Source organism: Carboxylicivirga mesophila (assembly GCF_018271975.1).
GTDB classification, from domain to species: domain Bacteria; phylum Bacteroidota; class Bacteroidia; order Bacteroidales; family Marinilabiliaceae; genus Carboxylicivirga; species Carboxylicivirga mesophila.
This window is the reverse complement of sequence record NZ_JAGUCN010000004.1, coordinates 167704-191323: the sequence shown is the minus strand read 5'-3', so window position 1 is coordinate 191323 and position 23620 is coordinate 167704. Positions and strand designations below refer to the sequence as shown.

At 40.1% G+C, this 23620-nt stretch carries 24 protein-coding genes; 12 read left to right on the top strand and 12 right to left on the bottom strand.

What is annotated here, in order from left to right:
• Positions 1–235 precede the first annotated feature (235 nt).
• The gene (locus KEM09_RS05550; RefSeq protein ID WP_212226549.1) at positions 236–1660 is read right to left on the bottom strand and encodes an ATP-dependent DNA helicase; all 1425 of its coding nucleotides are present in this window, start codon (positions 1658–1660) and stop codon (positions 236–238) included.
• Between the two features lie 89 nt (positions 1661–1749).
• Between KEM09_RS05550 and KEM09_RS05545 the strand changes: the two genes are divergently transcribed.
• From KEM09_RS05545 to rsmD, 3 genes are read left to right on the top strand one after another with little or no spacing between them, the layout of a single operon-like run.
• Positions 1750–2382, top strand: coding sequence for a hypothetical protein (locus KEM09_RS05545; RefSeq protein WP_212226548.1), 633 nt, complete (start codon positions 1750–1752; stop codon positions 2380–2382).
• Between the two features lie 4 nt (positions 2383–2386).
• Positions 2387–3241: a DUF3822 family protein gene (locus KEM09_RS05540; RefSeq protein WP_212226547.1), complete on the top strand. Its 855-nt coding sequence runs from the start codon at positions 2387–2389 to the stop codon at positions 3239–3241.
• The gene (gene rsmD, locus KEM09_RS05535; protein ID WP_212226546.1) at positions 3232–3774 is read left to right on the top strand and encodes a 16S rRNA (guanine(966)-N(2))-methyltransferase RsmD; all 543 of its coding nucleotides are present in this window, start codon (positions 3232–3234) and stop codon (positions 3772–3774) included. The genes KEM09_RS05540 and rsmD overlap by 10 nt, the downstream gene beginning before the upstream one ends.
• 52 nt (positions 3775–3826) lie before the next feature.
• On the opposite strand, the gene KEM09_RS05530 is transcribed toward rsmD, so the two are convergent.
• The 6 genes from KEM09_RS05530 to KEM09_RS05505 form a co-directional block, all read right to left on the bottom strand.
• Complete coding sequence (locus KEM09_RS05530; protein ID WP_212226545.1) at positions 3827–4933, bottom strand: methyl-accepting chemotaxis protein; 1107 nt, start codon at positions 4931–4933, stop codon at positions 3827–3829.
• Between the two features lie 379 nt (positions 4934–5312).
• Positions 5313–6863, bottom strand: a complete 1551-nt coding sequence (locus KEM09_RS05525; protein WP_212226544.1) for a beta-N-acetylhexosaminidase — start codon at positions 6861–6863, stop codon at positions 5313–5315.
• 154 nt (positions 6864–7017) lie between these two features.
• Complete coding sequence (locus KEM09_RS05520; protein WP_212226542.1) at positions 7018–8181, bottom strand: DUF819 family protein; 1164 nt, start codon at positions 8179–8181, stop codon at positions 7018–7020.
• A gap of 101 nt (positions 8182–8282) precedes the next feature.
• A complete protein-coding gene (locus tag KEM09_RS05515; protein WP_212226541.1) occupies positions 8283–9068 on the bottom strand; it encodes an MBL fold metallo-hydrolase in 786 nt (261 codons plus the stop codon).
• A gap of 77 nt (positions 9069–9145) precedes the next feature.
• On the bottom strand, positions 9146–9802 hold the full coding sequence (locus KEM09_RS05510; protein ID WP_212226539.1) for a B3/B4 domain-containing protein: 657 nt from the start codon (positions 9800–9802) through the stop codon (positions 9146–9148).
• A gap of 147 nt (positions 9803–9949) precedes the next feature.
• Positions 9950–10120: a hypothetical protein gene (locus KEM09_RS05505; protein WP_212226538.1), complete on the bottom strand. Its 171-nt coding sequence runs from the start codon at positions 10118–10120 to the stop codon at positions 9950–9952.
• A gap of 172 nt (positions 10121–10292) precedes the next feature.
• Between KEM09_RS05505 and KEM09_RS05500 the strand changes: the two genes are divergently transcribed.
• The 4 genes from KEM09_RS05500 to KEM09_RS05485 all read left to right on the top strand — a co-directional run bounded on the left by KEM09_RS05500 (position 10293) and on the right by KEM09_RS05485 (position 13071).
• Positions 10293–10973 carry an inorganic diphosphatase gene (locus KEM09_RS05500; RefSeq protein ID WP_212226537.1) on the top strand — a complete coding sequence of 227 codons (681 nt, stop codon included), beginning with the start codon at positions 10293–10295 and terminating at the stop codon, positions 10971–10973.
• Positions 10960–11421 carry a hypothetical protein gene (locus KEM09_RS05495; protein ID WP_212226536.1) on the top strand — a complete coding sequence of 154 codons (462 nt, stop codon included), beginning with the start codon at positions 10960–10962 and terminating at the stop codon, positions 11419–11421. The genes KEM09_RS05500 and KEM09_RS05495 overlap by 14 nt, the downstream gene beginning before the upstream one ends.
• A gap of 63 nt (positions 11422–11484) precedes the next feature.
• Positions 11485–12099 carry a leucine-rich repeat domain-containing protein gene (locus KEM09_RS05490; protein WP_212226532.1) on the top strand — a complete coding sequence of 205 codons (615 nt, stop codon included), beginning with the start codon at positions 11485–11487 and terminating at the stop codon, positions 12097–12099.
• 96 nt (positions 12100–12195) lie between these two features.
• Positions 12196–13071: a ChaN family lipoprotein gene (locus KEM09_RS05485; protein ID WP_212226530.1), complete on the top strand. Its 876-nt coding sequence runs from the start codon at positions 12196–12198 to the stop codon at positions 13069–13071.
• An 84-nt stretch (positions 13072–13155) separates the two neighbouring features.
• On the opposite strand, the gene KEM09_RS05480 is transcribed toward KEM09_RS05485, so the two are convergent.
• The 4 genes from KEM09_RS05480 to KEM09_RS05465 form a co-directional block, all read right to left on the bottom strand.
• Entirely contained in the window at positions 13156–13749 is a 594-nt protein-coding gene (locus KEM09_RS05480; protein WP_212226528.1) for an indolepyruvate oxidoreductase subunit beta, read from the bottom strand.
• A 64-nt stretch (positions 13750–13813) separates the two neighbouring features.
• Positions 13814–15427: a thiamine pyrophosphate-dependent enzyme gene (locus tag KEM09_RS05475; protein ID WP_212226520.1), complete on the bottom strand. Its 1614-nt coding sequence runs from the start codon at positions 15425–15427 to the stop codon at positions 13814–13816.
• A 110-nt stretch (positions 15428–15537) separates the two neighbouring features.
• Complete coding sequence (locus KEM09_RS05470) at positions 15538–15948, bottom strand: secondary thiamine-phosphate synthase enzyme YjbQ (RefSeq protein ID WP_212226518.1); 411 nt, start codon at positions 15946–15948, stop codon at positions 15538–15540.
• Between the two features lie 76 nt (positions 15949–16024).
• Positions 16025–16981, bottom strand: coding sequence for an NAD(P)-dependent oxidoreductase (locus KEM09_RS05465; RefSeq protein ID WP_212226516.1), 957 nt, complete (start codon positions 16979–16981; stop codon positions 16025–16027).
• A 130-nt stretch (positions 16982–17111) separates the two neighbouring features.
• Here KEM09_RS05465 and KEM09_RS05460 point away from each other — a divergent pair, with 130 nt between their 5' ends.
• Positions 17112–17714, top strand: a complete 603-nt coding sequence (locus tag KEM09_RS05460; protein ID WP_212226515.1) for a Fic/DOC family protein — start codon at positions 17112–17114, stop codon at positions 17712–17714.
• On the opposite strand, the gene KEM09_RS05455 is transcribed toward KEM09_RS05460, so the two are convergent.
• Positions 17704–17871, bottom strand: a complete 168-nt coding sequence (locus KEM09_RS05455; protein ID WP_212226514.1) for a hypothetical protein — start codon at positions 17869–17871, stop codon at positions 17704–17706. The two genes, KEM09_RS05460 and KEM09_RS05455, sit on opposite strands and share 11 nt — an antisense overlap.
• 172 nt (positions 17872–18043) lie before the next feature.
• Between KEM09_RS05455 and KEM09_RS05450 the strand changes: the two genes are divergently transcribed.
• From KEM09_RS05450 to KEM09_RS05435, 4 genes are all read left to right on the top strand, one after another.
• Positions 18044–20488 (top strand): TonB-dependent receptor, encoded by a 2445-nt coding sequence (locus KEM09_RS05450; RefSeq protein WP_212226513.1) that lies wholly within the window; start codon positions 18044–18046, stop codon positions 20486–20488.
• Positions 20489–20616: 128 nt separating this feature from the next.
• On the top strand, positions 20617–21792 hold the full coding sequence (locus KEM09_RS05445; protein ID WP_212226512.1) for a PP2C family protein-serine/threonine phosphatase: 1176 nt from the start codon (positions 20617–20619) through the stop codon (positions 21790–21792).
• A gap of 277 nt (positions 21793–22069) precedes the next feature.
• A complete protein-coding gene (gene queC, locus KEM09_RS05440) occupies positions 22070–22735 on the top strand; it encodes a 7-cyano-7-deazaguanine synthase QueC (RefSeq protein WP_212226511.1) in 666 nt (221 codons plus the stop codon).
• A 21-nt stretch (positions 22736–22756) separates the two neighbouring features.
• Entirely contained in the window at positions 22757–23614 is an 858-nt protein-coding gene (locus KEM09_RS05435) for a 7-carboxy-7-deazaguanine synthase QueE (protein WP_212226510.1), read from the top strand.
• Positions 23615–23620 lie beyond the last annotated feature (6 nt).

Here is a 23620-nt window from a genome sequence, read left to right as displayed (position 1 = left end):
CTGGCAAATGCCCATGAACATTTTACACCCTTATAATTTCCTATGCAATGATAAACTCACTCAATTAATCGTGAGGGATTTCGCCTTTAAAATATCGATCGGTTATATTTCCACTTTTATCCACAAAGTTCGCGATTACACCAATTTTCAATTCCGAATAATGAAACAATTTGAGTTAATTGGTAAAATTAGTTGTATAAAATTTTGAATTCTGTTCAAATGCACTTTCCCTGAATCAATCCTCAAAAAACTCATCTTTGAAATTAACCAGGTACACCTTTTCAGTGGCTCGGGTGATTGCAGTATATAACCAGCGAAAATAACCGGTACCCATTTGCTCCTCAGGAATATAACCCTGATCGACAAAAACGGCTTTCCATTGCCCGCCTTGCGACTTATGGCAAGTCATGGCATAGGCATATTTAACCTGTAAAGCGTTGTAATACGGATTTTCCTTAATTTTCTCATACTTTTTGCGCTGAGACTTTTCGGCTTCATAATCTTCCATCACATTATAGAAAAAGGCCTCCTGCTCTTCTTTCGAGAAACCAGCTGTATCTGTATGTAGAGCATCTAATATAATTTTCACATCCACCTCCAGGTGTTCGTAATCAGTTAATCGCAGGGTAACGTTAGCAAAGCGCCGGTCGTACAATTCCTCATAACCGTTGATACGAATCACTTCAGCAATATCGCCGTTTGCGATAAAATCGGCTTCTTTACTATCCTTCAGCCAGTAGTAGTTATTCTTCATTATCAACAGGTGATCGGTGACTGTCAGTTCTTCTTCGCGATACAAAATACTGCCTCTTATTCCCTTATTAAAGAGGTTCGCCCGCTTATTGGAGCGGCAAACTACCAATGTTTCGTCCAGACCATAATTCTCCTGGCACCAGTTTAGTTCATCTATCAGCTCCTCTCCACTTAGTCGTTTAAAATCATCATACCCCCTGGTTTCCAAGGCTGGGAAAGTAGGTTCAAACACTCCTTCATCTAACATAAAGCGCAGTTTGGTGGCATTATATAATATCCCGCTATCCTCCTGCTGCCTAACAACCTCACTTAAAAAATACTCATGCACCTGCATCCCTAAACTTTCCAGATAAAGTTTATCAAGGGCCGGACTCTCCTCAAAACCTACTGGCGGAAGCTGCGCCACATCACCAATTATTACCAACTTACACCGTTCATTACTGAATACGAAATTCAGTAAATCCTCAAGTAAGCGCCCGGTACCAAACATAGTATACTCCAGACTACTATTAGATATCATCGAAGCTTCATCAACTATAAATACCGCTTCGCGAGCTTTATTATAATTTAAGTGAAAGGCTGAAAAGTCATCAGTAGACGACTGCCGGCGATAGATAAGCTTATGAATCGTATAAGCCGGCTTTCCGGTATAACTGCTTAGTACTTTAGCTGCACGCCCGGTTGGTGCCATCAATTGAAAAGGCATCTTCAAATCTTCTAAAACATCGGTAAATGCTTTCATTAACGAAGTTTTTCCGGTACCAGCATAACCTTTTATCAAACAAACGGAAGAAGTTGCCTCTTCTGTAATAAAATGACCTAATCCATTGATTAATTGCTCCTGTGAACTGGTAGGTTCGAAGGTAAATTGATGCTTAATTAAGGTTGATATATGTTTATTTAGCATTTTTAATGTAGATAAAAGCTATTTAAAAACCGTAATATGATTTTTTTTTTAAATTTGTGACTTCAAACTAAAACAAAAATCCGAAGATAATGAAAACAGTTATTCAGATTGTTCTTACTATTGCAATTATCGCGCTAGGTTACTACTGTGTTGAAAGTATCAATAAGCCAATCCGTTTTCAAGAGCAGCATGAGATTAGAAAAAATGCTAACGTTGAAAAACTGATTTTAACAAGAGATGCACAGGTAGCTTATAAATCTGTTTATAATAAATATACAGGTAGCTTTGATACATTGATTAACTTCATCCTGAACGACTCGCTTCCATTGGTTAAAAAAGAAGGTAGTTTAACTGATAGTATGCGTGAAGCAGGTATGACAGAAATTAAAGCATTGGCGCTGGGTATTATCAGCCGTGATACGATTCGTGTAAGTGTAAAAGACTCTCTATTCCCAGCTGAATACCCTGTTGATTCATTAAAGTACATTCCATTTGTTGAAGGTGGAAAAATGTATGAAATGGGCGCAGGTGTTGTAGAAACTGGTTCTGGTGTTAAAGTACAGGTATTTGAGGCGAAAGTGCACAACAACATTTACCTGGCAGGTCTTGAAGCTCAGGAAATAATCAACTTAAACGACAAGACTGAGAAATTGGAAAGATATCCTGGTCTTAAAGTTGGTTCATTAGAAGCTGCTAACAATAACGCTGGTAACTGGGAATAATTATATGACCAAGACATACGTTGTAGATCCGTCTTTTGACGCAAGTATTACAACATCATATTTTTTGTCCATCCGATCATCATCGGGTGGACTTTCTTTTTGTGTACTTGACCCTGTCACCAATACTTATATTGCTTTTGCCAATATACCTTTTGTTGACACCAGCAAGGATAATATCAAAACGCAAGAAGTTCTGTTGAAGGAAGAACTATTGCAACTCCCCTACAAAAAGGTATTTTTCCTATATGAGTCGGCAAAAGCAACGCTTGTTCCAACAGCTTTGTATGATTCGGGCAGGTATGCTGAGCTTTATTCGCTCAACCATTCAAAAGAAGAAGCCCCTATTGAGATAGTTGCACAAAAGATTAAAATGGCCGATGCGTGGAACCTGTTCAGCATTCCGCAGTTTATGTATCACCTGGTTAAAACCCAGTTTGAGAGCATAGAGTTTTATCAGCATTATTCGCCATTTGTTGAGGCCTGCCTTATTGCCAGCCAGCAGAGAAAGCAGGAAACTGTTATGCACATAGGTATACATGATAAGTTTTTTGATGTATTGGTCATCAGAGATCGAAAAATGGCATTGTGCAACTCATATGCCTATAGTAACATTAACGATTTTCTGTATTTTGTACTATTTACATTTGAGCAGCTAAAGCTGGAGGCTGATAAAACAAACGTATTGGTACATGGCTTAAGTGATAAGCAAAATCCGCTTTATAAAGAACTAAAAAATTATCTGCGCCAGGCTAAAACCGTGGCTCCAACACCACACTTTAAATTTAGTCACGGCATGCGTATCAAAGAAAGCGACAAACTAATGTTTCACAACCTGTTTAATCTGGCTATATGCGTATAATCAGTGGCACTCTTAAAGGCAGACGTTTCTCCCCGCCCAAAAGCTTTTCGGCACGTCCTACGACCGACATAGCCCGCGAAAGCTTGTTTAATGTGCTAAATAATCGAATTGATTTTGAGGATTTAAGTGTATTGGACTTATTTGGTGGTACAGGAAGTATATCTTACGAATTCGCATCAAGAGGTTGCCCCAACATTACCACTGTAGAACTTAATTACAAACACTTTAGCTTTATCAAGTCAATGCTTAAAGAGTTTGAGCTATCGGATACAATTAAGGTGATTAAAGCCGATGTTTTTAAGTATATACAGAAAGACAGTATGACCTACGACTTAGTGTTTGCCGATCCGCCTTTTGATCTGAAAAACTTTGATGAAATACCCGATCTCTTTTTTGAAAACAAGCTATTAAAGGAAGATGGCGTTTTTATTCTGGAGCATTCAGATAAAAAATCATTCGTAGATCACCCATACTTCACAGAGGTAAAGAAATATGGAAAGGTCCATTTCTCGTTTTTCAGTGTAAAAGAATAAAATTAGTTGACCAATGCATTCAGACTGGCCAACTCTCCCTCAGATTAATATCTTAGAGCTTAAAGAAAGCGATAGCCTGCTTAAGGCTTTCGGCCTGCCCCGTTAGCTCCTCGGAGTTAGCGGCTAATTCTTCTGCAGCAGCTGCATTCTGCTGAGTTGTGGCGTTTAGCTGTTGGATAGCGCCATTTACCTGTTCAACGCCATTGTTCTGCTCATAACTGGCAGCTGCAATCTCCCCTACCAAACCAGAGGTTTTCTCAATCTGAGGTTTCATATCAGTAAGCAAGTTATTGGCTAATTGTGTTTGCTCCCGTGTTGATTCAGCCATTACAACAATCTCATCTGCTGCCTTTTTACTATTCTCTGCCAGCTTACGTACCTCACCAGCCACTACTGCAAAACCTTTACCCATATCACCAGCACGTGCTGCCTCAACAGCTGCATTTAAGGCCAGTATATTTGTTTGAATCGCAATCTCGTTAATAACCATCACTTTTTCTGAAATAGCACTAACAGCTGAGTAGCTTTTATCTGACATTTCCGATACATTGGCAACGCCCAATGATGATTGTTGAGCAATAGCAGAGGTTTGCTTGGCATTATCGGTATTGCTAGCCACATTGCCAGCAAACTCTTCAATGGTGGTCGATACTTCTTCGAGGGACGACGCCTGCTCGGCTGAACCAGTGGATAATTCTTCTGCTGTACCATTGAGCTTATGACTCGCCTGTAAAACTACTTCAGCCCCGCTGGCTATATCCTGCAGCACTACTCGAAGTTTCTCTGACAATTTCTTAAGCGAGTTATTGAGCATCCCTAATTCATTTTTTGAATCTACCTCTTCAATATCCAACACCAACTGACCATCTGATAGTTTACCAAGCTCACCAATGGCTTTATCTAGTGGCTTTCGAAGCATTTTGTTGATATACACAAACAGGACAATACCTACTAAAACATTGAGCGGTGTAACAATATATTGCCAAAAGGATGCTTCATAGAACTCAATCGTTTTCATAAAAACCACAAATATGGTAAATGAAACCGTTAGCATACTGAATTTGAACATGATTGATTTCTTAAAAATCAATCGAAGAATTAGAATTGCAACCGGTATAGTGATACCTGTTTTAATAAATTCAATTGTTAAATCACTCATATTACTTTCCCCTTATTAATTACAATAAGCATTAGCTGAATTAACAATCCTTAAAACTCATTATTTTTCACAAGTAACAAACGAAAACATCAACATCATCTTGTAAAAGTAGTAATGAGAATTTAAAGTATTCAAATACCTATTTTTACTTTGATTTTAGCGATGTAAATATACCAGGAGTCTGAAATTGTGTTTGTTTTATCGGATTTTACTCAGCTGACAGCTTGATATTCCCTATTCTGCAAATATAACGGCAGGTATTATGAAAAGTTATACCTTAAACTGATAAAAGGATATAAAAAGTGTTAAAATGTAAGCGCAAAAGAAAAGCCTGTAACAAACGCTACAGGCTTCAACTAATTTTAGATTAATAAATGCTTTACTCAAGCTCCCAAGGAACTTGCGACGATTGATAAAAATTGACATCAAGTGTTTGCAGGAAATTTCCATGCTTAGCTAAACGCTGTTTATAATTTTCCCAGTTAAGATGAGCAGCAGGCGACCACCCAATCTCGGCATGGCCAATTAAACGAGGAAAAACAAGGTATTCGATGTCATCCATTGTCTCCACGGTCTCAGTCCACAATGGCGATTCGATACCCAGTATATTTTCCTTACCAATACCATCAACCAGCGTTTCCAAAGTCCAGTTATACGACTGATCCACTTCAATCATTGCCGCCCAATCTAATCCAATGTGCGTGGTTGAATCATATTTCATATCCAAATAAGTGCGCTTCGAAGGCGACATTAGTACTTTAGCTCCCTTCTTCACCCCCAGCTTAGCATTCTCATCTTTTGCCCAGTACTGCACAATATCAGTATCATCCACATTGGCATGGGCAATTTCATCCCAGCCAATCATTGTTTTATTGTATTTCTTCACAATATCTTTAGCCCGGTTGATAAAGTATACATAGTCTTTCTCTTTGGTTACGTGTGACTCATCCCCACCAATATGAATGTAAGGTCCATCTGTAATAGCTGCCAATTCACGAATCACATCATCCACAAACTGGTAAGTCACTTCCTTCTGCGTTGCCAGAGTACTAAAGCCTACCTCAGTGCCGGTATATAATTCAGCTTTCTTACCATTTCCATTTAGTTCAGGATAAGCCACAACAGCTGCATTTGTATGGCCAGGCATATCTATCTCAGGCACAATTGTAATGTAACGTTGATTGGCATAGCGAACAATCTCCTTATAGTCTTCCTGTGTATAAAAGCCGCCTTCTCCTCCTCCAACTTCAGTACTTCCTCCTATAGTTGTGAGCTTTGGCCACGATTTAATTTCTAATCGCCATCCCTGATCATCAGTCAGGTGAAGATGTAACACATTCAGCTTGTAGATGGCCGCCAGATCAATCACGCGCTTAACATCATCCACCGAAAAGAAATGACGAGCCACGTCCAGCATCATTCCGCGGTAAGCATATTGTGGATAGTCAGTAATATCACCTGACGGAATCAACCAATGCTCCTGCATTTTGCCATTAACGCCAAGCATCTGCACCAACGATTGAACACCTCTGAATACACCTTCCACTTCATTTGCATTTAGTGCAACCAGTCGTTCATTAACAGATAGTTTATACCCCTCACTACCCAGCTCTTTATCCGCACTTCCAACAGTTAGGCTAATACCCTTCACCGGTAACTCAGGAATTTCAGACACTTGCAACTTTAATCCAGTCAAACTCTCTACTTGGCCAGCTAATACTTGAGCCATTCTCCTTATAGCTTCATTCCCTTCTGTTACATAAATATTAGTACTTTCGTTTAATTGAAACGAACTACCAGTAGCATTTAACTGAACTGGTGCAGGAATAAGGTTAACTTTAGATAAATCGGCCGGAATTGGCTTTTGACAAGAAACGCTCAATTGCATTAGCACAATAGCTGCAATTGAAGCCATAACATTTTTCTTCATTGTAAAATATTTTAAGTTTATAGGTTCTCAGAGCTATTACAGGGATGTAACAAATCCCTAAATAAGAGCCAAGCCAAATATACTGAATTCAATGAGAAAAATAGGAACAATATATAATTCGACGATAACTATTATATTTAGATTGCGGCTATTGTCATGCCAATGTTAAAGCTATACTCACTCCAATAAAAGTGCCGATAACATACCCAAGGATACCCACCAATATGGCAGGTGTTACCATCTTTTTTTGTCCCAATGAAGCCGCCATGGGTGCGGCCACCGAAGGCCCCATTATATTAGCAGCTGATGATACGATTACCTCATAAACATTGAGCTTTAACACACGTGCTGTCACCATTAAAAACAGAAAATGAAAGACCATAATTATGAGATAAAAAAGCAACAGTGACGGCCCCACCTTCAGTACCTCGTAAATATTGGTAGAGGCTCCAATGACAGCCAAAAAGGCATACATCATCCACAAGCCAATGCTAAAGGCCGTATGCTCGAGGTGCATTAGCTTTTTAGGAAACAGGTTAGCCACCAACAACGACAACAAAGTAATAACCAGTATACCAAGATTAAGTTCGGTGCCAAATAACTGCTGCAAGTATGGCGCCAACAAACCTCCGCCAGCTGCAATTAAAACTGCCAAAAATAGTGTCACACCAATTCTTTCCATCGTAATAGGCGATTGATTGACACCGACCGATTCCTTCTCAGAAACATCCTCTTTTACGGGCGCCCAAAATCGCTTTAAGAAAGCCAGTGCCGGCACTAGAAAAAGAAACAGCACATATAAGTTAGCTGCAAAATTATCAACTGCAATGGTTGCTGAAAAGTACGGATTAGTGCTAAAATTAAGCGTTTCGCCTGTTGCAACAAAGTTGATACTACCACCTACTAACGTAGCTGCAATAACTCCGGCGGTATTGCCTGCATCATCACCCAAATCAATAATATAAAAAGCTATGAAACATCCAATAACAACTCCCACAGCTCCAACAATAAAAGCCAACAGTAATTTACCGCTCTCTTTGATGATTTTCACAATATTTGAACTCAACAATAGTAACGGTATGGATATGGGAATAAAATAATCAAAAACCATATCGTATACAGGCACTGACACACCCGTACCTGAACCAACCGGCACGACTCCGAGCATTGCGAGCAGAGACATGGAAATCATGGTGACTAAAATACCTGATACCTTACCAAACCACTTTTTATGCTCTGACCAGATACCAAAAGCTGCTGCTCCTGTCACCATTGCTAATACTAAAAAATGCTGGTCTGCGTTGATGATTGAATTCATAATGTATGTTTAACTATTTATCTGATGATTTTTAAGATGATTTATTCGAAGCTTAAAATCCAATGTTCACAAAGCAATTTGACAGTTCAATGCTCCCAATGCTAACCAAACAATGCCAACTGTTCTTCACCCACAGTCACTAACTCAGAAGGTGCATAACGATTGGTCGGTAAAATACGGTACTTTTTGCTTAAATGTTCAAAGGCTTTTAAGGCAATCTCCACACGATTGTTATCTGCAGATATATGCGACAGAAATATGGTATTTAGATCCGCTTTTTCAAGCCGCTCGACTAAATCAACAGCTTGCTTGTTACTTAAATGTCCTTTATCAGACTTAACGCGCTGCTTTAAATGGTATGGATATGGCCCCTCTTCAAGCAGCTGCTCATCATAGTTACTTTCCAGGAAAGCAATATGACACTGCTCCAGGTGGAGCTTTAAATTATTACAAACAGCACCAATATCAGTCATTACACCTACACTTAATCCTTCAACTTCAACTCGAAAACTTACCGGATCAATTGCATCATGTTGTTTAGTAAAGGTGTGTACCTTAAATCCTCCAACATTGATTATGTCGCCAGCGTTGAAAACGTGAGCAGTCTTCGGATGATAGTTACGATGTGCCTTATGTAATGTATCACGGGTCAGATAGGCATCAATCCCGTGCATATCGCACAACACCCGTAAGCCCCTGATATGATCCGAATGCTCGTGTGATATAAACACACTCTTCACTCTGGAAATATCCAGGCGCAATTCTTTCATGCGCTTCATAATCTGACGACGCGAAATACCTGCATCTACCAGTATTGCTTCCTTTTCTGTTCCAATGTAATAACAATTGCCGTTACTCCCCGACGCAATCGCACAAACTTTAACCATTCCTTGCTGCTTCAATCAATTGGGAATATACCACATCGCATTATTCCCCACATTTAAATATATTTTTTGCTATAACTCTACTGTACAAAAAACCGTTCCAACTCATTACCTTGAGCATATAATTGCAGTAAACGCACCGCCTCACTCAAGGCACTATTAAGCGGTTCCTGACCATCGAAACCAATAATCAGCATCAGAAAGCGTTTAGTATTACCGGTCACCATAGTACGCATAGAATCACTGGTAGGATTGCCGAAAGCGCCTTGCTGATCTCTGAAAACCGGCAAACGCTCAATATTAACATCTCCCCTGCCGATTCCCTGATACGGTTCTTCCTGTCTGCCAATACCCATCACCACATCACCAACGATGGTGTCATAGTCATAGCCACAGATTGAATAACCGGTTTTCACTGATATAAGATTAAGTATATCAACCACATTATTGATATGGTATAATCCTTTCCCATTGGCCACCCTGCGCAATAAAGCTTCGGCAGCCACCCGATAACGGTTAGGATCTTTACCTAATGTACGGTAAGCATTTTTATTGGCTTTAACGGTAGGCAATTCACGAATTGACTCTGCTGTATGATATTTTTCAAGCTTTTCTATCTCACCTGCAAGCACTTTCTGCAATTCGTCCGATTCGGTAACATTAACCTCAACAATAATACCGCCAAGCACTAAGGCGTGTAGTTTCTCTTTTAATTCCGAGTCTATATTAATGGTCATATCTGCAAAATATGACGCAAATTAACTAAAATATACTAAACTAAGCGTCATATTTCATCATAGGCCCGCAAACTAAAAGAGAGCAGTGACATGACTCAACTGACCATATAGCCAGATTTGCCTAGCAGAAATAAAGAAAATAATTGGCTACAGAATAACCTTCCGGATTTCAGATAATTTTTCTTCATCAGGCACTCTACCTTTTTTATTCATGGCATCAATTTCTCGCAGTAGTTTAATTAGTGCCTGGTTAAGTTCAGCTCTGCTTTTAATTAAATTTTCAATCTGAATATTTAATCGCAAGTCTTCCATATTCATACAGTTGGATTTGCAAGATATACTATAGGTAGTTGTCAACCTAGGTACATACACCTATATTTAGGTATTTTTAACACTTCTTTTACTTAAATAAAAGAAAAACGAACCATCCTATCTAAGTTGAAGCATTTGAAAGAAGATATGTATTTTAGCGCCTGCTAAAAATACAATCATGGAAGCATCTGCAATTAGAGCCATATTTTTCGACATGGATGGGGTACTATACGATTCAATGCCTAACCACGAATACACCTGGATTAATAGTTTGAAAGAGTTTGGAATTGATTTCCAACCTGAAGAAGCCTATATGAATGAAGGTCGAACAGGGTATTCAACCATCCGCATTGCTTTTCAGAAATACCTTAACAGACAACCTACCAAAGAAGAGGAAGAAGCTGCCTACCAGCTCAAAACAGCACTAATGAATAAAAGACCTGCTGCAACCATCTTCCCGCACATGCAAGAATTAATACACCAGCTAAAGAACTGCGGTATTAAAATATTTGTCGTTACCGGTTCGCGACAACCGGCCCTGGTTAGTAAGCTTAATACAGATTTTGCAATTGATGCTGCATGCATAATAAGCGGAGCAGATGTTGAACAGGGCAAGCCACACCCGGAACCATATCTTAAAGCCTGGGAGCGCAGTGGTTATAATAAAAACGAATGCATTGTGGTTGAGAATGCTCCTATGGGTATTGCATCTGCCAAAGCTGCCGGATTATACACCATTGCAGTCAATACAGGTAAACTTAATGATCAAGTACTGCTCGAAGCTGGAGCCGATGAACTCTATGCCGATAGTAAGCAACTATCAGAAGCTTTAAAAAAGATTGGCCATGAAAAAAGATAAGTCCATCAAACTATCAATATTAGAGGAATTACTGCGACAAGTTGATAATAAAATACAAACGCTAAACACAACTATTGCAGACATCTCAGAGGCCATGAAAAATGACACTAAAAGTAGTGCAGGTGACAAGTTTGAGACAGGCCGCGAAATGATGCAAATAGAACTAAATAAACAACAAAATCAACTTGGCCAGCACTTGCGTATTAAAAATGAGCTGAAACAAATCAATCCGGACAAATCACCTGAATCAGTTGAATTTGGAAGCTTAATTTACACCAATAGCGGAAATTACTTCATATCGGTAGCTATGGGCAAAATTATTATCGACAATACCACCTATTATGCCCTTTCATTGGCTTCGCCAATAGGCCAGGCTTTGAAAGGATGTATTGTTGGTGATCAAGTGGAATTTAATAAGCAATTGATTAAAATTGCAGCCATTAAATAATGGCATGTAGACTTTTCTGCGTGATGTGCCTTTAGTATATTAGACCACAAACTATCAGAATACATGTCAGATCTCAATACCATCAAGCGCCTTAACCAGCAACTCCAGCGGCCATTAAAACCAATTAAAAAAGTTAGCTGGATTACCAAAGGTTATGTCCTCAATGAACATGAGCAGGTAACTCACCTTAGTATCTTCAAAGCTAGATTGAACGGTAAGGTACCTTCTGAAATTTTTGACTTGAAACACCTGCAATACCTCGACATCAGAGAAAACGAGCTTGAACAATTACCTGATGACATCGGTAAATTGACAAAACTTGAATACCTGGATGCCAGAATTAATAATTTGGCGTCACTACCAGGTAGAATTGTTCAATTGAAAAAACTTACAAAGCTTTACCTGGGGCAAAACCAGTATCAGAAAATACCCGCCCAAATAGCTCTTATGAAACAACTTATACTGATCGATCTCACCAACAATAGCATCACCACCGACTGCCACCACCTTATCAAAGCCGCCAAGCTGACAAATATCTATTTAAACAATAATCAAATTAGCACCTTCCCTTTTGAGCAACTTAACAATGGGCAGTGGGATGAACTGGTACTGATTGATAACCCATTGATGCAAAAACCTGATTCTGTAACTAATAAAGTGAAGCGGCTCATCATGTAACCCTGTAAATATCTGATGAAGAAACCCATATCAACTAAACTTTTCACCGAGTTATTGTTTATTTACCTATAGATAACACAGGTAAATAAACCCACCATGAAAAACTACACATTCCTGCTTTTAACCATCTGCTTTCTGTCACTTAGCTCCTTTAAGCCTGATAAACCCGCTTATAAACTGTTTGATTCACAGGGCAAGGAAGTCAAATACAAAAAAATGATTCAGCAACTGAGCAACGCCGAAGTCGTGCTTTTTGGTGAGTACCACAACAACCCCATAGCCCATTGGCTGGAACTGGAAGTGACCAAATCGCTTTATGATTCCATGAATGGTAAACTTATAATGGGTGCCGAAATGTTTGAGGCCGACAATCAGCTCATTATTGATGAATATTTGAATGACTTTATCTCCAGAGATAAATTTGAAGCCGAATGCCGTTTGTGGAGCAATTACGATACAGATTATGAGCCACTCATCCGCTTTGCTAAAGATTCAGCTGTAAACTTTGTGGCCACTAACATACCAAGGCGATATGCATCCATTGTTCACAAAAAAGGTATTGATACACTCGGTAAACTGAGTGATGAAGCCAAACGATTTATTGCCCCATTGCCCATCGAATTTGACCCGGACTCGGTACTTATGGCTAAAATGGGCGGTATGATGGGCAAAAGTCCATTATTAATAGCCAAAGCGCAAGCCATTAAAGATGCAACAATGGGCTTTTTTATCACCAAAAATTTCACTGCCGGACACCTGTTTATCCATTATAATGGCAGCTTCCATTCCGATGATAATGGAGGCATTCGTAAATACCTGCAAATATACCAACCGGGAATTCAGATGAAAACCATCACCACGGTATCGCAGGATGAGATTGATAAGCTGAGTGATGAATACCTTGGAAAAGCCGATTATATTATTTGTGTTCCTACCGACATGACAAAAACATATGTTGGCATGCGAAGGTGACAACCGATATGCCTGTAGCTAAAAAAGCCAGCTACCCATAAGGTAACTGGCCAGGTGTTCATTTATGTCTGTTATTGTGTGAGCTTAATTGCGGCTTGCCAGAATTTCTTCAGTAGCAACCCTGCCAGCGCGTAATGCACTAATATTAGACTCTACTACAGCATCTCCTTTGCGACCAAAAATCTTTCTCAACCCTTCTTCCAGAGCACTGAATTCAATATCAATAAAAGGTGAAGCAGCCCCAAGCATCACAATATTTGATGAGCGCTTTGTAGCCACTTCTGCAGCAATTTTATCGGCATCAATGGCAATGTGATTAGGCTGTTCAGCAATCTTTGCCATCACCACTTCCATTTCAGGGTAATTAGGGATATTGACAAATGGTGTCGTATTGGTTACTAACCATCCGCTTTTTGATAAGTACGGCAGATAACGCAGAGACTCCATTGGCTCTACAGATAAGATGATATCTGCTTTTCCTTTAGGAATAAGATCTGAAGCAATAGGGTTGCTACTTACGCGCAAATGCGATTGCACATCGCCACCTCGCTGACTCATACCGTGAACCTCAGCCTGCTTTAAGTGCAAATCTTTATCTACAGCAGCCATTCCTATGGTTGCAGCAATGGACAGTATACCTTGACCGCCAACACCTGCTAAAACTATATCTGATTTCATTTCTTTTATTTTTAACTATACTCGCTGCATAGTGCATTGCGCACTAGTCGCTGAGCACTACTTTTTACAATCCTAACTCTTTAACTTTCAACACGAGGCTCTTATTTCGAAGTGTTTGAATACATTGACGACGAGGAATAATCACTGACACGCCCTGGTAATCGAACTCTTCTTTAATAATATTCACCATCTCATCGAGGTTGGCTGCTGTTGGCTTAAACACTCTGATATGTTCAGGATCAACGCCAATACCTTCAATGATTTGCTCCAGGTGACCCAGCGCCTGTGAATCCTGACCTCCTGTCATACCCGTAGTATAGTTATCCGAAACAATAACGGTAATTGGCGTACCTTCGTTAACAGCATCCAGCAGGCCTGTCATGCCAGAGTGTGTAAATGTAGAGTCTCCAATAACTGCTACAGCAGGCACTAGACCAGCATCAGCAGCTCCTTTGGCCATCGTAATGGAAGCGCCCATGTCAACGCATGAGTTCACTGCATTATAAGGAGGTAAAGCGCCAAGTGTGTAACAACCAATATCGGCAAAAACACGTCCCGGACCATACGATTCCAAAGCTATATTAAGGGCTTTATACGCATCAATGTGTCCACATCCTTTGCACATTGCAGGAGGTCGGCCAACCAGTAAATCAGGCACTACATCCCCTTCTTCAATTGGCAATCCTAAAGCTGCAGCCACAATATTAGGATTTAATTCACCGTCACGTGGTAAAGTTCCATCCAATCGGCCAATAACAGGTGTTCCGGCTTCCTGATAACCTTTAAGCAACTCTTCAATTACAGGATACCCATCTTCCAGCACTAAAATCTTATCACACTCATTCACCATACGCTCAATATCCTTACGAGGCATTGGGTATTGCGACAATTTCAACACAGGATGATTCAATGCTTTATCCTGGAAGTTTTCCATCAGATAGTTGTGCGCTATACCGCATGCGATAATTCCCAATGAACGATCCGAAGCATCGGTATAAGTGTTATATGGCGATTCCATTGAGATCTTCTCCAAATCAGGACGAGTCTCAATCAGTTTCTTATAATTACGACGGGCTATTGAAGGCAGTAAAACAAACTGTGTAGGATCCTTTGGCAGGCTTACTGTTTTCTCATCCAACAAAGGCTTACGAACAACACCGGCTCGCGAATGTGCCAAACGAGTCGTAATACGAATCATGACCGGCACGTTGAACTTCTCTGACATTTCAAAAGCTGCATATGTCATATCGTAAGCTTCCTGCTGATTAACCGGCTCTAAAATTGGAATCATTGCAAACTTACCATACACGCGACTATCTTGCTCATTTTGGCTTGAGTGCATCGAAGGATCATCGGCTGCCACCACAACAAATCCGCCATTTACACCGGTAATTGCTGCGTTAATAAAAGCATCAGCTGCCACGTTCAATCCCACATGTTTCATACAAGTCATTGCACGCTTACCAGCATAGGCCATACCTAAAGCAGACTCCATAGCCGTTTTTTCATTGCTTGACCACTTACTATGAATATTACGCTCTTTTGCAATTTTCGAATCCTGAATATATTCAGTAATCTCAGTAGAAGGCGTTCCCGGATAAGCATATACACCTGATAAACCGGCATCAATAGCTCCCTGGGCAATAGCTTCATCTCCTAACAATAGTAACTTTTGCATTGTGCTTATTTGGTTTTATATTATTACTTATTTGCTTCTGTTCGCTAAATAACAAATATCTAAACCCTTTATTAATGACATTTATCACAGCTTACAATTTGAAACCGTTCTTAATAATAAATCGTTAGCACCAGCCTTCTTCGCCCTCCATTATTCCTGAATTCGCATAAATATATCCCTTGCCAAATACCAAGGTTTAATCTCCCATTTGTAATGGGAATAGTTAACGAAGTACCAACCAACGATGATTTAATATGAGCAGGCATATCATCCTCACCCTCTAATACATGCTTATAATCAGCATCATATTCAGGCACCATCTTGTTAAAAACTGTTTCAAAATCATCCCTGACAGTAGGATCAGCATTCTCATTAATTGTTAATCCAGCTGATGAATGCTGCAGAAAAACATTAAGCATCCCTACTTTTGGCAGTTCGGGCAAAGCTGCTATCAACTCATTTGTTATCAAATGAAAACCACGACGACGCTTTTCTAAATCTATTTTTATTTGTTTTATCACTGCTTCAACACTTTAGACAACATTACTATTTCATATCACATTAGCATGAAATTATAACACAAATCGTATATCATCATTAATTTACCCTATTAGGCGGAACACCTCCACTAAAGTAAGTCCATATATTATAAGCTACTAATTTTGACATCTCACCGCGCGTTTCATGCGTTGCGGTACCCAAGTGTGGCATCAGTACCACATTAGGCAAGTCCCTAAAGGCATCTGGTATCAACGGTTCATTTTCGAATACATCCAAACCAGCTCCTGCAATTTTATCGGTCTTTAATGCTTCAATCAAAGCATCTTCATCAACCACAGGCCCGCGCGCTGTATTAATCAGATAAGCACTTGATTTCATCAGTGCCAATTCTTTTGCCCCAATCATTTTCTTCGTTTCGGCTGTCAATGGCATATTCAACGATACAACATCTGATGTTTTTAGCAGTTCTTCAAATGGTAAATAGGTAGCATTAAACTCCTTTTCAATGGATTCATCAATCCTTTTGCGATTATGATAGACTACTGACATCCCGGAAGCAACAGCCCTTCGGGCCAAAGCCTTGCCTATTGCCCCCATACCAACAATCCCCAACTGCTTACCCACAAGGGTGGTACTTAAGTTGCGCATCACGCCCCATTTAAGGTCCTGTTTATTCTTTAGAATATTATTCATTTCCCCTAAACGACGAGCTACAGCAATCATTAAGCCCATAGCCAATTCAGCTGTTGGTTCTGTTACCGGGTCCGGACTATTGGTCACAACAATTCCTTTGGCATTAGCATGTGCCATATCAATATTATCGTAACCGGCACCAAAATTGGCAATCATCTTGAGCTTCGGAGCAGCATCAATCACCTCATTAGTGAGTTTATTTCCATATACGGTAACAATCGCATCTACATTTGCCACCTTCGTCACTAATTCATCATGGGTAAAGGCCTCATTGGCCGGATAAACAATCTCCCAATCCGGAAGAATCTCCTCAAACTCCTGACGGGGAACCGCCAGCATGATTAGTACTTTCTTCATCATATTACGCATTGAATTTTAACATTTTCATTACTATGTGTAAAGATAAACCATACGAACGAAAGACAATATGACATTTTGCTTGCCAATTTTCGATTTTAAGACTAATTTGATCAGTCCAACGCAAAAGTTTATGCCCTATTTACATTCTAAATATGAAATCCCCGGCGATAATGGACAACATGAAGTCCTGCCCAACCTATTGGGAATAAATAAACTTGACGCCATTCACAAAGTTGAGTTTGAGGGTTTTTTAAGGGCTCAGTACCAATTATTAGAGGAACTGACTACTCATACTAAATTTGATTTCAATTACATACAGCGCATTCACCAATTATCGTTGCACAAAGTATATACCTTTGCCGGCCAACTGCGCCAGGTCAACATGACTAAAGGGGGATTTTTATTCCCCACAGCCAAGTTCTTACCAAAAATCTGCCATGAGTTTGACCAGCAAATATTAGATCCCCTGCCTGATTACTACCAAAGCAAACAGCAATTAATAGTAGACATAGCCAAGGTGCATGCCGAGCTATTGTTTATACACCCTTTTAGAGAGGCTAATGGAAGAGTCGCACGAATATTGGCCAATATGATGGCTATTAAACAGGGCTATGATTTTTTAGGATTTTATAAAATCACACAGCGACAGTTCAAAGATTACATCATCGCCGTTCAGTCGGCAGCCGAACAAAACTACCAGCCGATGACCGATATTATTAATGCTATTTTTTAAGGTCTTCTTCAACGTGTATTACCATACTCTGAAGCTCTTCTTCTGAAAAATGAATTCCTTCAATCTGAAATGATGCGACAAGCGAATGAAGCATTTTTTGAAAACGCTCTTCTGTATTTTTAAGGAAAGGATGGCTGTCGATAATTTTTGTCTCCATATAGTAAAGATACGAAAAACCGATTGTTTTCGTTAGTATTTAGCAAAGGGATTTAGTAGATAATCTTTAATTTTTCATATCACTATTTCCTTTATATTTTTACGCCACTTAATAAGAGGTATAGCATTAACTTTAGCTCAATTAAGTTGGCATTGACGAAATATCTAAACCTGTGAAAAAGAATCATTTTATACCATTAGTAATTGTAATTTTATACACTCTACTACCCACTATTACTCATGCGCAAACCCAAATAAGAGGCAGTATAACTGACACTCTCAGCAATGCCATAGCATTTGCCAACATTATTATTCTTGATAGCAAAGATGGTGGCGTAAGTGATGCTAATGGCCATTTTTCTTTTTCAACCACCAATAACCTGCCCTTTCAACTGCAGGCTTCCTCAATTGGCTTTCATACGTCAACAATAGAGGTAAAAGACTCGGTTGAAGCACAAAATATAAGAATTACACTACGTGTAAAACAGGAAAACCTCAATGCAGTAAATATTGAGGGACAAATAGCTGACCAGTCTTTTTCGAAGATTGACCCCAAGCTTGCTAACAGACTACCAGATGCAGGAGGTGGTAACATTGAAGGATTAATCAAAAGCCAGATGGGCGTTTCGTCGAATAACGAGCTGAGCTCTCAATACCGGGTACGAGGTGGCAATTACGATGAAAACCTTATATATGTCAACGACATAGAGATATATCGCCCGTTTTTAATCCGCTCAGGCCAGCAGGAAGGTCTAAGCTTCGTCAATCCCAACCTGATTTCCTCATTAAAATTCTCCCCCGGAGGATTTGAGGCACAATACGGCGATAAAATGGCATCGGTACTTGATGTACGATACAAGAAGCCCCAGTCCTTAAGTGGAAGCATGAATGCCAGCCTGCTAGGAGCATCCGGACATATTGAAGGAACATCAAAAGACCAGCGTTTTACGGCCATTACCGGCATACGCTATAAAACAAATCAGTATCTGTTGGGCACACTCGATATTAGTGGCGATTACAATCCCAGCTTCTTCGATGTTCAAACCTTTCTCACTTACCAACTTTCTGACCGTTGGCAATTAGAAGCTCTTGGCTACTACTCGCAAAACAACTACAAATTTGAGCCTGTTGACAGAGAAACGTCGTTTGGGACCATCAATGAGGCTAAAAAACTCAAAATATACTTCGAAGGCCAGGAGAAAGACGTATTCCAAACAGGTTTAGGCGCTGTAGCCCTCCAATTCAACCCTAACGGCGACAACCAATATAAAATAACCACGATGGGTTACAGAACCTATGAAGAGGTAACCTATGACATACTGGGGCAATATTGGTTACAGAATATAGAAAACCCGAATGGCTCAACACCCAACCCACAGGAAGACGGCATACAGAACATTGGTGTTGGCACCAATCTCGAACATGCTCGCAACGACCTGTTAGGCATTATACAAAACATTGCCTTACAGGGTAAACACAATATTGGCAAACATCTGTTTTCCTGGGAAGTGAAGTACCAGCACGAGTATTTTAAAGATTATATTAATGAGTGGGAAATGCGCGATTCTGCCGATTACTCCTTACCACACTCTGATAAAGAAGTAAAGCTTGTATACTCGTACAAAGCCGATCATAAAACTAGCAGCAATCGTGTTACCAGCTATGTGCAAGATGCCTTTAAGCTATATACTAATGATGGTTTTCTGTTAGTTAACGCCGGCATCAGAACCAACTACTGGGATTTCAACAATGAATTTCTGATAAGTCCACGCATTAACCTGCTTTATTATCCAAACTCAACAGTTAACACCCGCTACAGACTGGCTGGAGGTATTTATTACCAATCGCCTCTTTACCGAGAAATGCGACGACCTGACGGCACCATCAACGAGCAAATAAAGGCCCAAAAGTCTGTTCAAATAGTTGGCGGCTTTGACCGCATATTTGAGGCCATGCAGCGCGAATTTAAATTCACAACTGAGGCCTATTACAAACATCTGACTAACCTTAATCCCTATCAGGTAGACAATGTTCGCATACGCTATTCAGGCACTAATAACGCAAAGGGATATGCAACTGGTATTGATTTTAAGCTGCATGGCGAGTTTGTCCCTGGTGTTGAATCATGGGCCAACCTTTCGCTAATGAAAACTGAAGAGGATATACTAGATGACTATTACACCGAAACCGACATTGATGGTAATGAAACAATAATTTACCCGGGATATATTCCCAGGCCATCAGATCAACGCTTTTCCTTTTCGCTGTTTTTCCAGGACTATTTGCCAAACAATCCTGACTTCAGAGTTAACCTTAACTTACTATATGCCAGCGGACTTCCTTTTGGCCCACCACAGTCGCCACGCTACATGGCAGTCAACCGCATGCCAGCCTACCGACGTGTTGATATTGGCTTTTCGAAGGATTTAACAAAATGGTTCAACAAAAATAACAATATAGTAAGAGATTGCTGGGTAAGTCTCGAAGTTTTTAACCTGTTTGATATCAGTAACACCATTTCGTATTATTGGGTGAGTGACATTTACAATCGTCAGTACGCAGTGCCCAATTACCTAACTTCCAGAAGGCTCAACCTTAAATTCTCTATAATGTTTTAACTCCCATCATTCGAACCAAACACAAAAAAGGATTTTATTAAAAATATCTTTTAGTATTAGCGTAACAAAAAGGAACCTTAGCGCGTTTTTAACGTAAATAAACCGTTACTTTTGTGTTGGATAAATCTATGACTCAACTCGACCCGACCATATTATTAGTGGATGATTCTGCGGTTAACCTCGAAATCCTTTCAGAGGCACTCAGCAGGTACAATACTGTATCAGCCTCCAATGGTGATGATGCCATGGAAATTGCCTTCTCCAGGAATAAACCCGACCTTATACTGCTAGACGTTATCATGCCAGGTATTGATGGTTATGAAGTGTGTAAAATACTCAAGGGCAACGAGCAATCTAAAGATATTCCTATCATTTTCATTACCGGACAAAACGATTCTGAAAGTGTTCTAAAAGGCTTCGAGGCAGGTGCCGTTGACTACATCACCAAGCCGTTCAACATACTGGAGCTCAAAGCAAGAGTCAAAACACAGCTATCGATAAAAATGGCCCGCGACCAAAATCAACGGCTAATGAACAAAATACGCACCGTTAACAAAAAGTTGACTGACAGTATTGAGTATGCTCAAAAAATCCAGAATGCCAGTTTACCTTCAGATGACTTTCTGAATAAGGTATTACCTGAGCATTTCATACTTTTTAAGCCGCGCGATATTGTAAGCGGCGATTTCTATTGGGCCGAACAAAGCGGCGACAAGCTTATTATTGTATCAGCTGACTGTACCGGACATGGTGTCCCCGGTGCTTTCATGAGCATGTTTGGCTTAGCCTACCTTCACGAAGTGGTTGGTAAAAATGAAATTACACAACCTGCCGAAATCATCAACGAACTGCGACGAATTGTTATCGAATCGCTTAAACAGGATGAAGGCAGCGAAGTGAAAGATGGCATGGACATCAGCATAGTTAGCATCGATAAAAAGCATCAAGTGATTGAATTTGCCGGTGCCTTTAACGATATGCTGCTATTGCGCAACAAAGACATGCAAATTTACGAAGCCGACCACATGCCTGTGTCTATTGGCGAAATAAATCAGCCATATACTAATTACACCATTAATTATGAAGCGGGCGATTGCATCTACCTTTATACAGATGGCTACCCATCACAGTTTGGCGGCCCCAATGACAAGAAGCTCATGCAAAAAGGGTTTAGAAACCTGCTCCTTGAAAATCATCAATATTCAATGAAAGAGCAAGGCGACATCTACAATAACTTCTTTGACATGTGGAAAGGCATTAACGACCAGATAGATGATGTACTGGTAATTGGCATCAGACTATAGCCTCTCCTATTTAATGACTTTTAGTTTATTACCATTACTATTGACCTCCTGTCAGAACACAAACGATATTCATTTAATGAACTCATAAGCATAAAAATACAGCAAAGTATTATATCTTTGCACCGTATTAATTATGATACCAACAGTTCGCAACCATCCTGTTGTAAAATAAAACTAGGAGATTTGAACATTGCTTTTCAGAAGTGACTGTATTCATGGTCATGGTCTTCTCTGTTTTATAACAATTTTGTTTGCTGCTGTTTTTAAGTTAATTAAAATGAAAAAAGCAGTTATATTACTATCTGGCGGATTAGATTCTGCTGTTGCTTTATACCTTGCCAAACAGCAAGGCTTTGAGCTGTATGCCCTATCATTTGATTACGGTCAGCGCCATAACCGCGAATTGGAAGCGGCGAAAGCAATTGCCGAAAAAGCCGGAGCAAAAGAACATCAGGTAGTTAGCCTGAAGCTTGATAAATGGGGAGGCTCATCCCTTACAGATAGCGCAATGGAAGTGGAAGATGGCGACGTTGACAGAGCGGACATTCCGGTGACTTATGTACCGGCCCGTAATATGGTTTTTCTTTCTGTAGCCGCTTCACTAGCCGAAGCAATTGAAGCACAAGATATTTTCATCGGCGTCAGCCAGGTCGATTATTCGGGCTATGTTGATTGCCGCCAGGAATTTATCGAGAGCATGGAAAAAACGATTAACCTGGGTACTGTAATGGGTGCTGAACAAAACAGGCCAATAAAAATTCATGCCCCTTTCGTAAACAAAACCAAAGCAGAAGAAATACAATTAGGCGCTGAACTTGGTGTCGATTTTGGTCTGACATGGAGCTGCTATCGAGGAGGAGAAAAACCATGTGGCACATGTGACAGTTGCCTTCTAAGAGCTAAGGCATTTGCCGAGGCCGGCGTAACAGATACGGCACTATAAACAATAAGAGAAGAATAAAAAATGGAGAAGTTGGTATTGGCCAAAGAGGGCGTTTTTCCGGTAGTTTACAATCATATTGGTGAACACATAAGTGACGCGCCAAAAACAGGCTTACAGTTTCCTGGCACTATCCAGGGAGAAGGAAAATTAGCCGGCGTACCGTCACTATTTATACGCCTGTCGGGTTGTAATCTGCGCTGTATATGGCAAATGGAGGACAACAGCTTTTGTCGTTGCGACACCACTTACGCCTCATTTCATCCGAATGAAATTATCGAATTAAGCACTGACGATGTTTTTAATTGGGTAAAGTACAATCTGGATGGAATACACCATGTGGTAATAACCGGTGGTGAGCCGCTCCTGCAAAAAAGAGCATTAGCCCCTTTATGCCAAAAACTTAAAGAGGAATTAAACGTACATATAACCATTGAATCTAACGGTTCACTATTCGATGCCAATGTGGCACAATGGATTGACCTGTTTAGTATTTCGCCCAAACTAAGCAACTCAGTGCCTACCCCCGAAAAACTGGCAGCTTACCAACTCAATGAAGCTGGTCCATACAAGTTTCATAACCAGAAAAGACGGAACATTGAAGCACTGCAAGCATATATCGACCTGACTAATAGCAGCAATAAGGAACTGCAGCTGAAATTTGTTGCAGGAAAAAGCGATGATTATAATGAGATAAAAGATGATTTCCTAAGCCACCTATCAAACTGGAAAGCAGACGATATCATGCTAATGCCTTTGGGTGCCACTCGCGAAGAAATAGCGAAGTCATCACCCTTGGTTCTTGAGATGGCCATTAGAAATGGTTGGCGATTTTGCCCCCGTGTTCATATTGAGCTATTTGGCAGCAAGTCCGGAGTTTAACTATAC

Bases quoted from the DNA above. Each gene is read 5' to 3' on its own strand.
- KEM09_RS05445 (WP_212226512.1), top strand. From the start codon at position 20,617: ATGACTCAACTCGACCCGACCATATTATTAGTGGATGATTCTGCGGTT.
- KEM09_RS05465 (WP_212226516.1), bottom strand. From the start codon at position 16,981: ATGATGAAGAAAGTACTAATCATGCTGGCGGTTCCCCGTCAGGAGTTT.
- KEM09_RS05510 (WP_212226539.1), bottom strand. From the start codon at position 9,802: ATGACCATTAATATAGACTCGGAATTAAAAGAGAAACTACACGCCTTA.
- KEM09_RS05490 (WP_212226532.1), top strand. From the start codon at position 11,485: ATGTCAGATCTCAATACCATCAAGCGCCTTAACCAGCAACTCCAGCGG.
- KEM09_RS05550 (WP_212226549.1), bottom strand. From the start codon at position 1,660: ATGCTAAATAAACATATATCAACCTTAATTAAGCATCAATTTACCTTC.
- KEM09_RS05500 (WP_212226537.1), top strand. From the start codon at position 10,293: ATGGAAGCATCTGCAATTAGAGCCATATTTTTCGACATGGATGGGGTA.
- KEM09_RS05480 (WP_212226528.1), bottom strand. From the start codon at position 13,749: ATGAAATCAGATATAGTTTTAGCAGGTGTTGGCGGTCAAGGTATACTG.
- KEM09_RS05485 (WP_212226530.1), top strand. From the start codon at position 12,196: ATGAAAAACTACACATTCCTGCTTTTAACCATCTGCTTTCTGTCACTT.
- queC (WP_212226511.1), top strand. From the start codon at position 22,070: ATGAAAAAAGCAGTTATATTACTATCTGGCGGATTAGATTCTGCTGTT.
- KEM09_RS05520 (WP_212226542.1), bottom strand. From the start codon at position 8,181: ATGAATTCAATCATCAACGCAGACCAGCATTTTTTAGTATTAGCAATG.
- KEM09_RS05455 (WP_212226514.1), bottom strand. From the start codon at position 17,871: ATGGAGACAAAAATTATCGACAGCCATCCTTTCCTTAAAAATACAGAA.
- KEM09_RS05505 (WP_212226538.1), bottom strand. From the start codon at position 10,120: ATGAATATGGAAGACTTGCGATTAAATATTCAGATTGAAAATTTAATT.
- KEM09_RS05545 (WP_212226548.1), top strand. From the start codon at position 1,750: ATGAAAACAGTTATTCAGATTGTTCTTACTATTGCAATTATCGCGCTA.
- rsmD (WP_212226546.1), top strand. From the start codon at position 3,232: ATGCGTATAATCAGTGGCACTCTTAAAGGCAGACGTTTCTCCCCGCCC.
- KEM09_RS05475 (WP_212226520.1), bottom strand. From the start codon at position 15,427: ATGCAAAAGTTACTATTGTTAGGAGATGAAGCTATTGCCCAGGGAGCT.
- KEM09_RS05495 (WP_212226536.1), top strand. From the start codon at position 10,960: ATGAAAAAAGATAAGTCCATCAAACTATCAATATTAGAGGAATTACTG.
- KEM09_RS05525 (WP_212226544.1), bottom strand. From the start codon at position 6,863: ATGAAGAAAAATGTTATGGCTTCAATTGCAGCTATTGTGCTAATGCAA.
- KEM09_RS05460 (WP_212226515.1), top strand. From the start codon at position 17,112: ATGCCCTATTTACATTCTAAATATGAAATCCCCGGCGATAATGGACAA.
- KEM09_RS05435 (WP_212226510.1), top strand. From the start codon at position 22,757: ATGGAGAAGTTGGTATTGGCCAAAGAGGGCGTTTTTCCGGTAGTTTAC.
- KEM09_RS05530 (WP_212226545.1), bottom strand. From the start codon at position 4,933: ATGAGTGATTTAACAATTGAATTTATTAAAACAGGTATCACTATACCG.
- KEM09_RS05540 (WP_212226547.1), top strand. From the start codon at position 2,387: ATGACCAAGACATACGTTGTAGATCCGTCTTTTGACGCAAGTATTACA.
- KEM09_RS05515 (WP_212226541.1), bottom strand. From the start codon at position 9,068: ATGGTTAAAGTTTGTGCGATTGCGTCGGGGAGTAACGGCAATTGTTAT.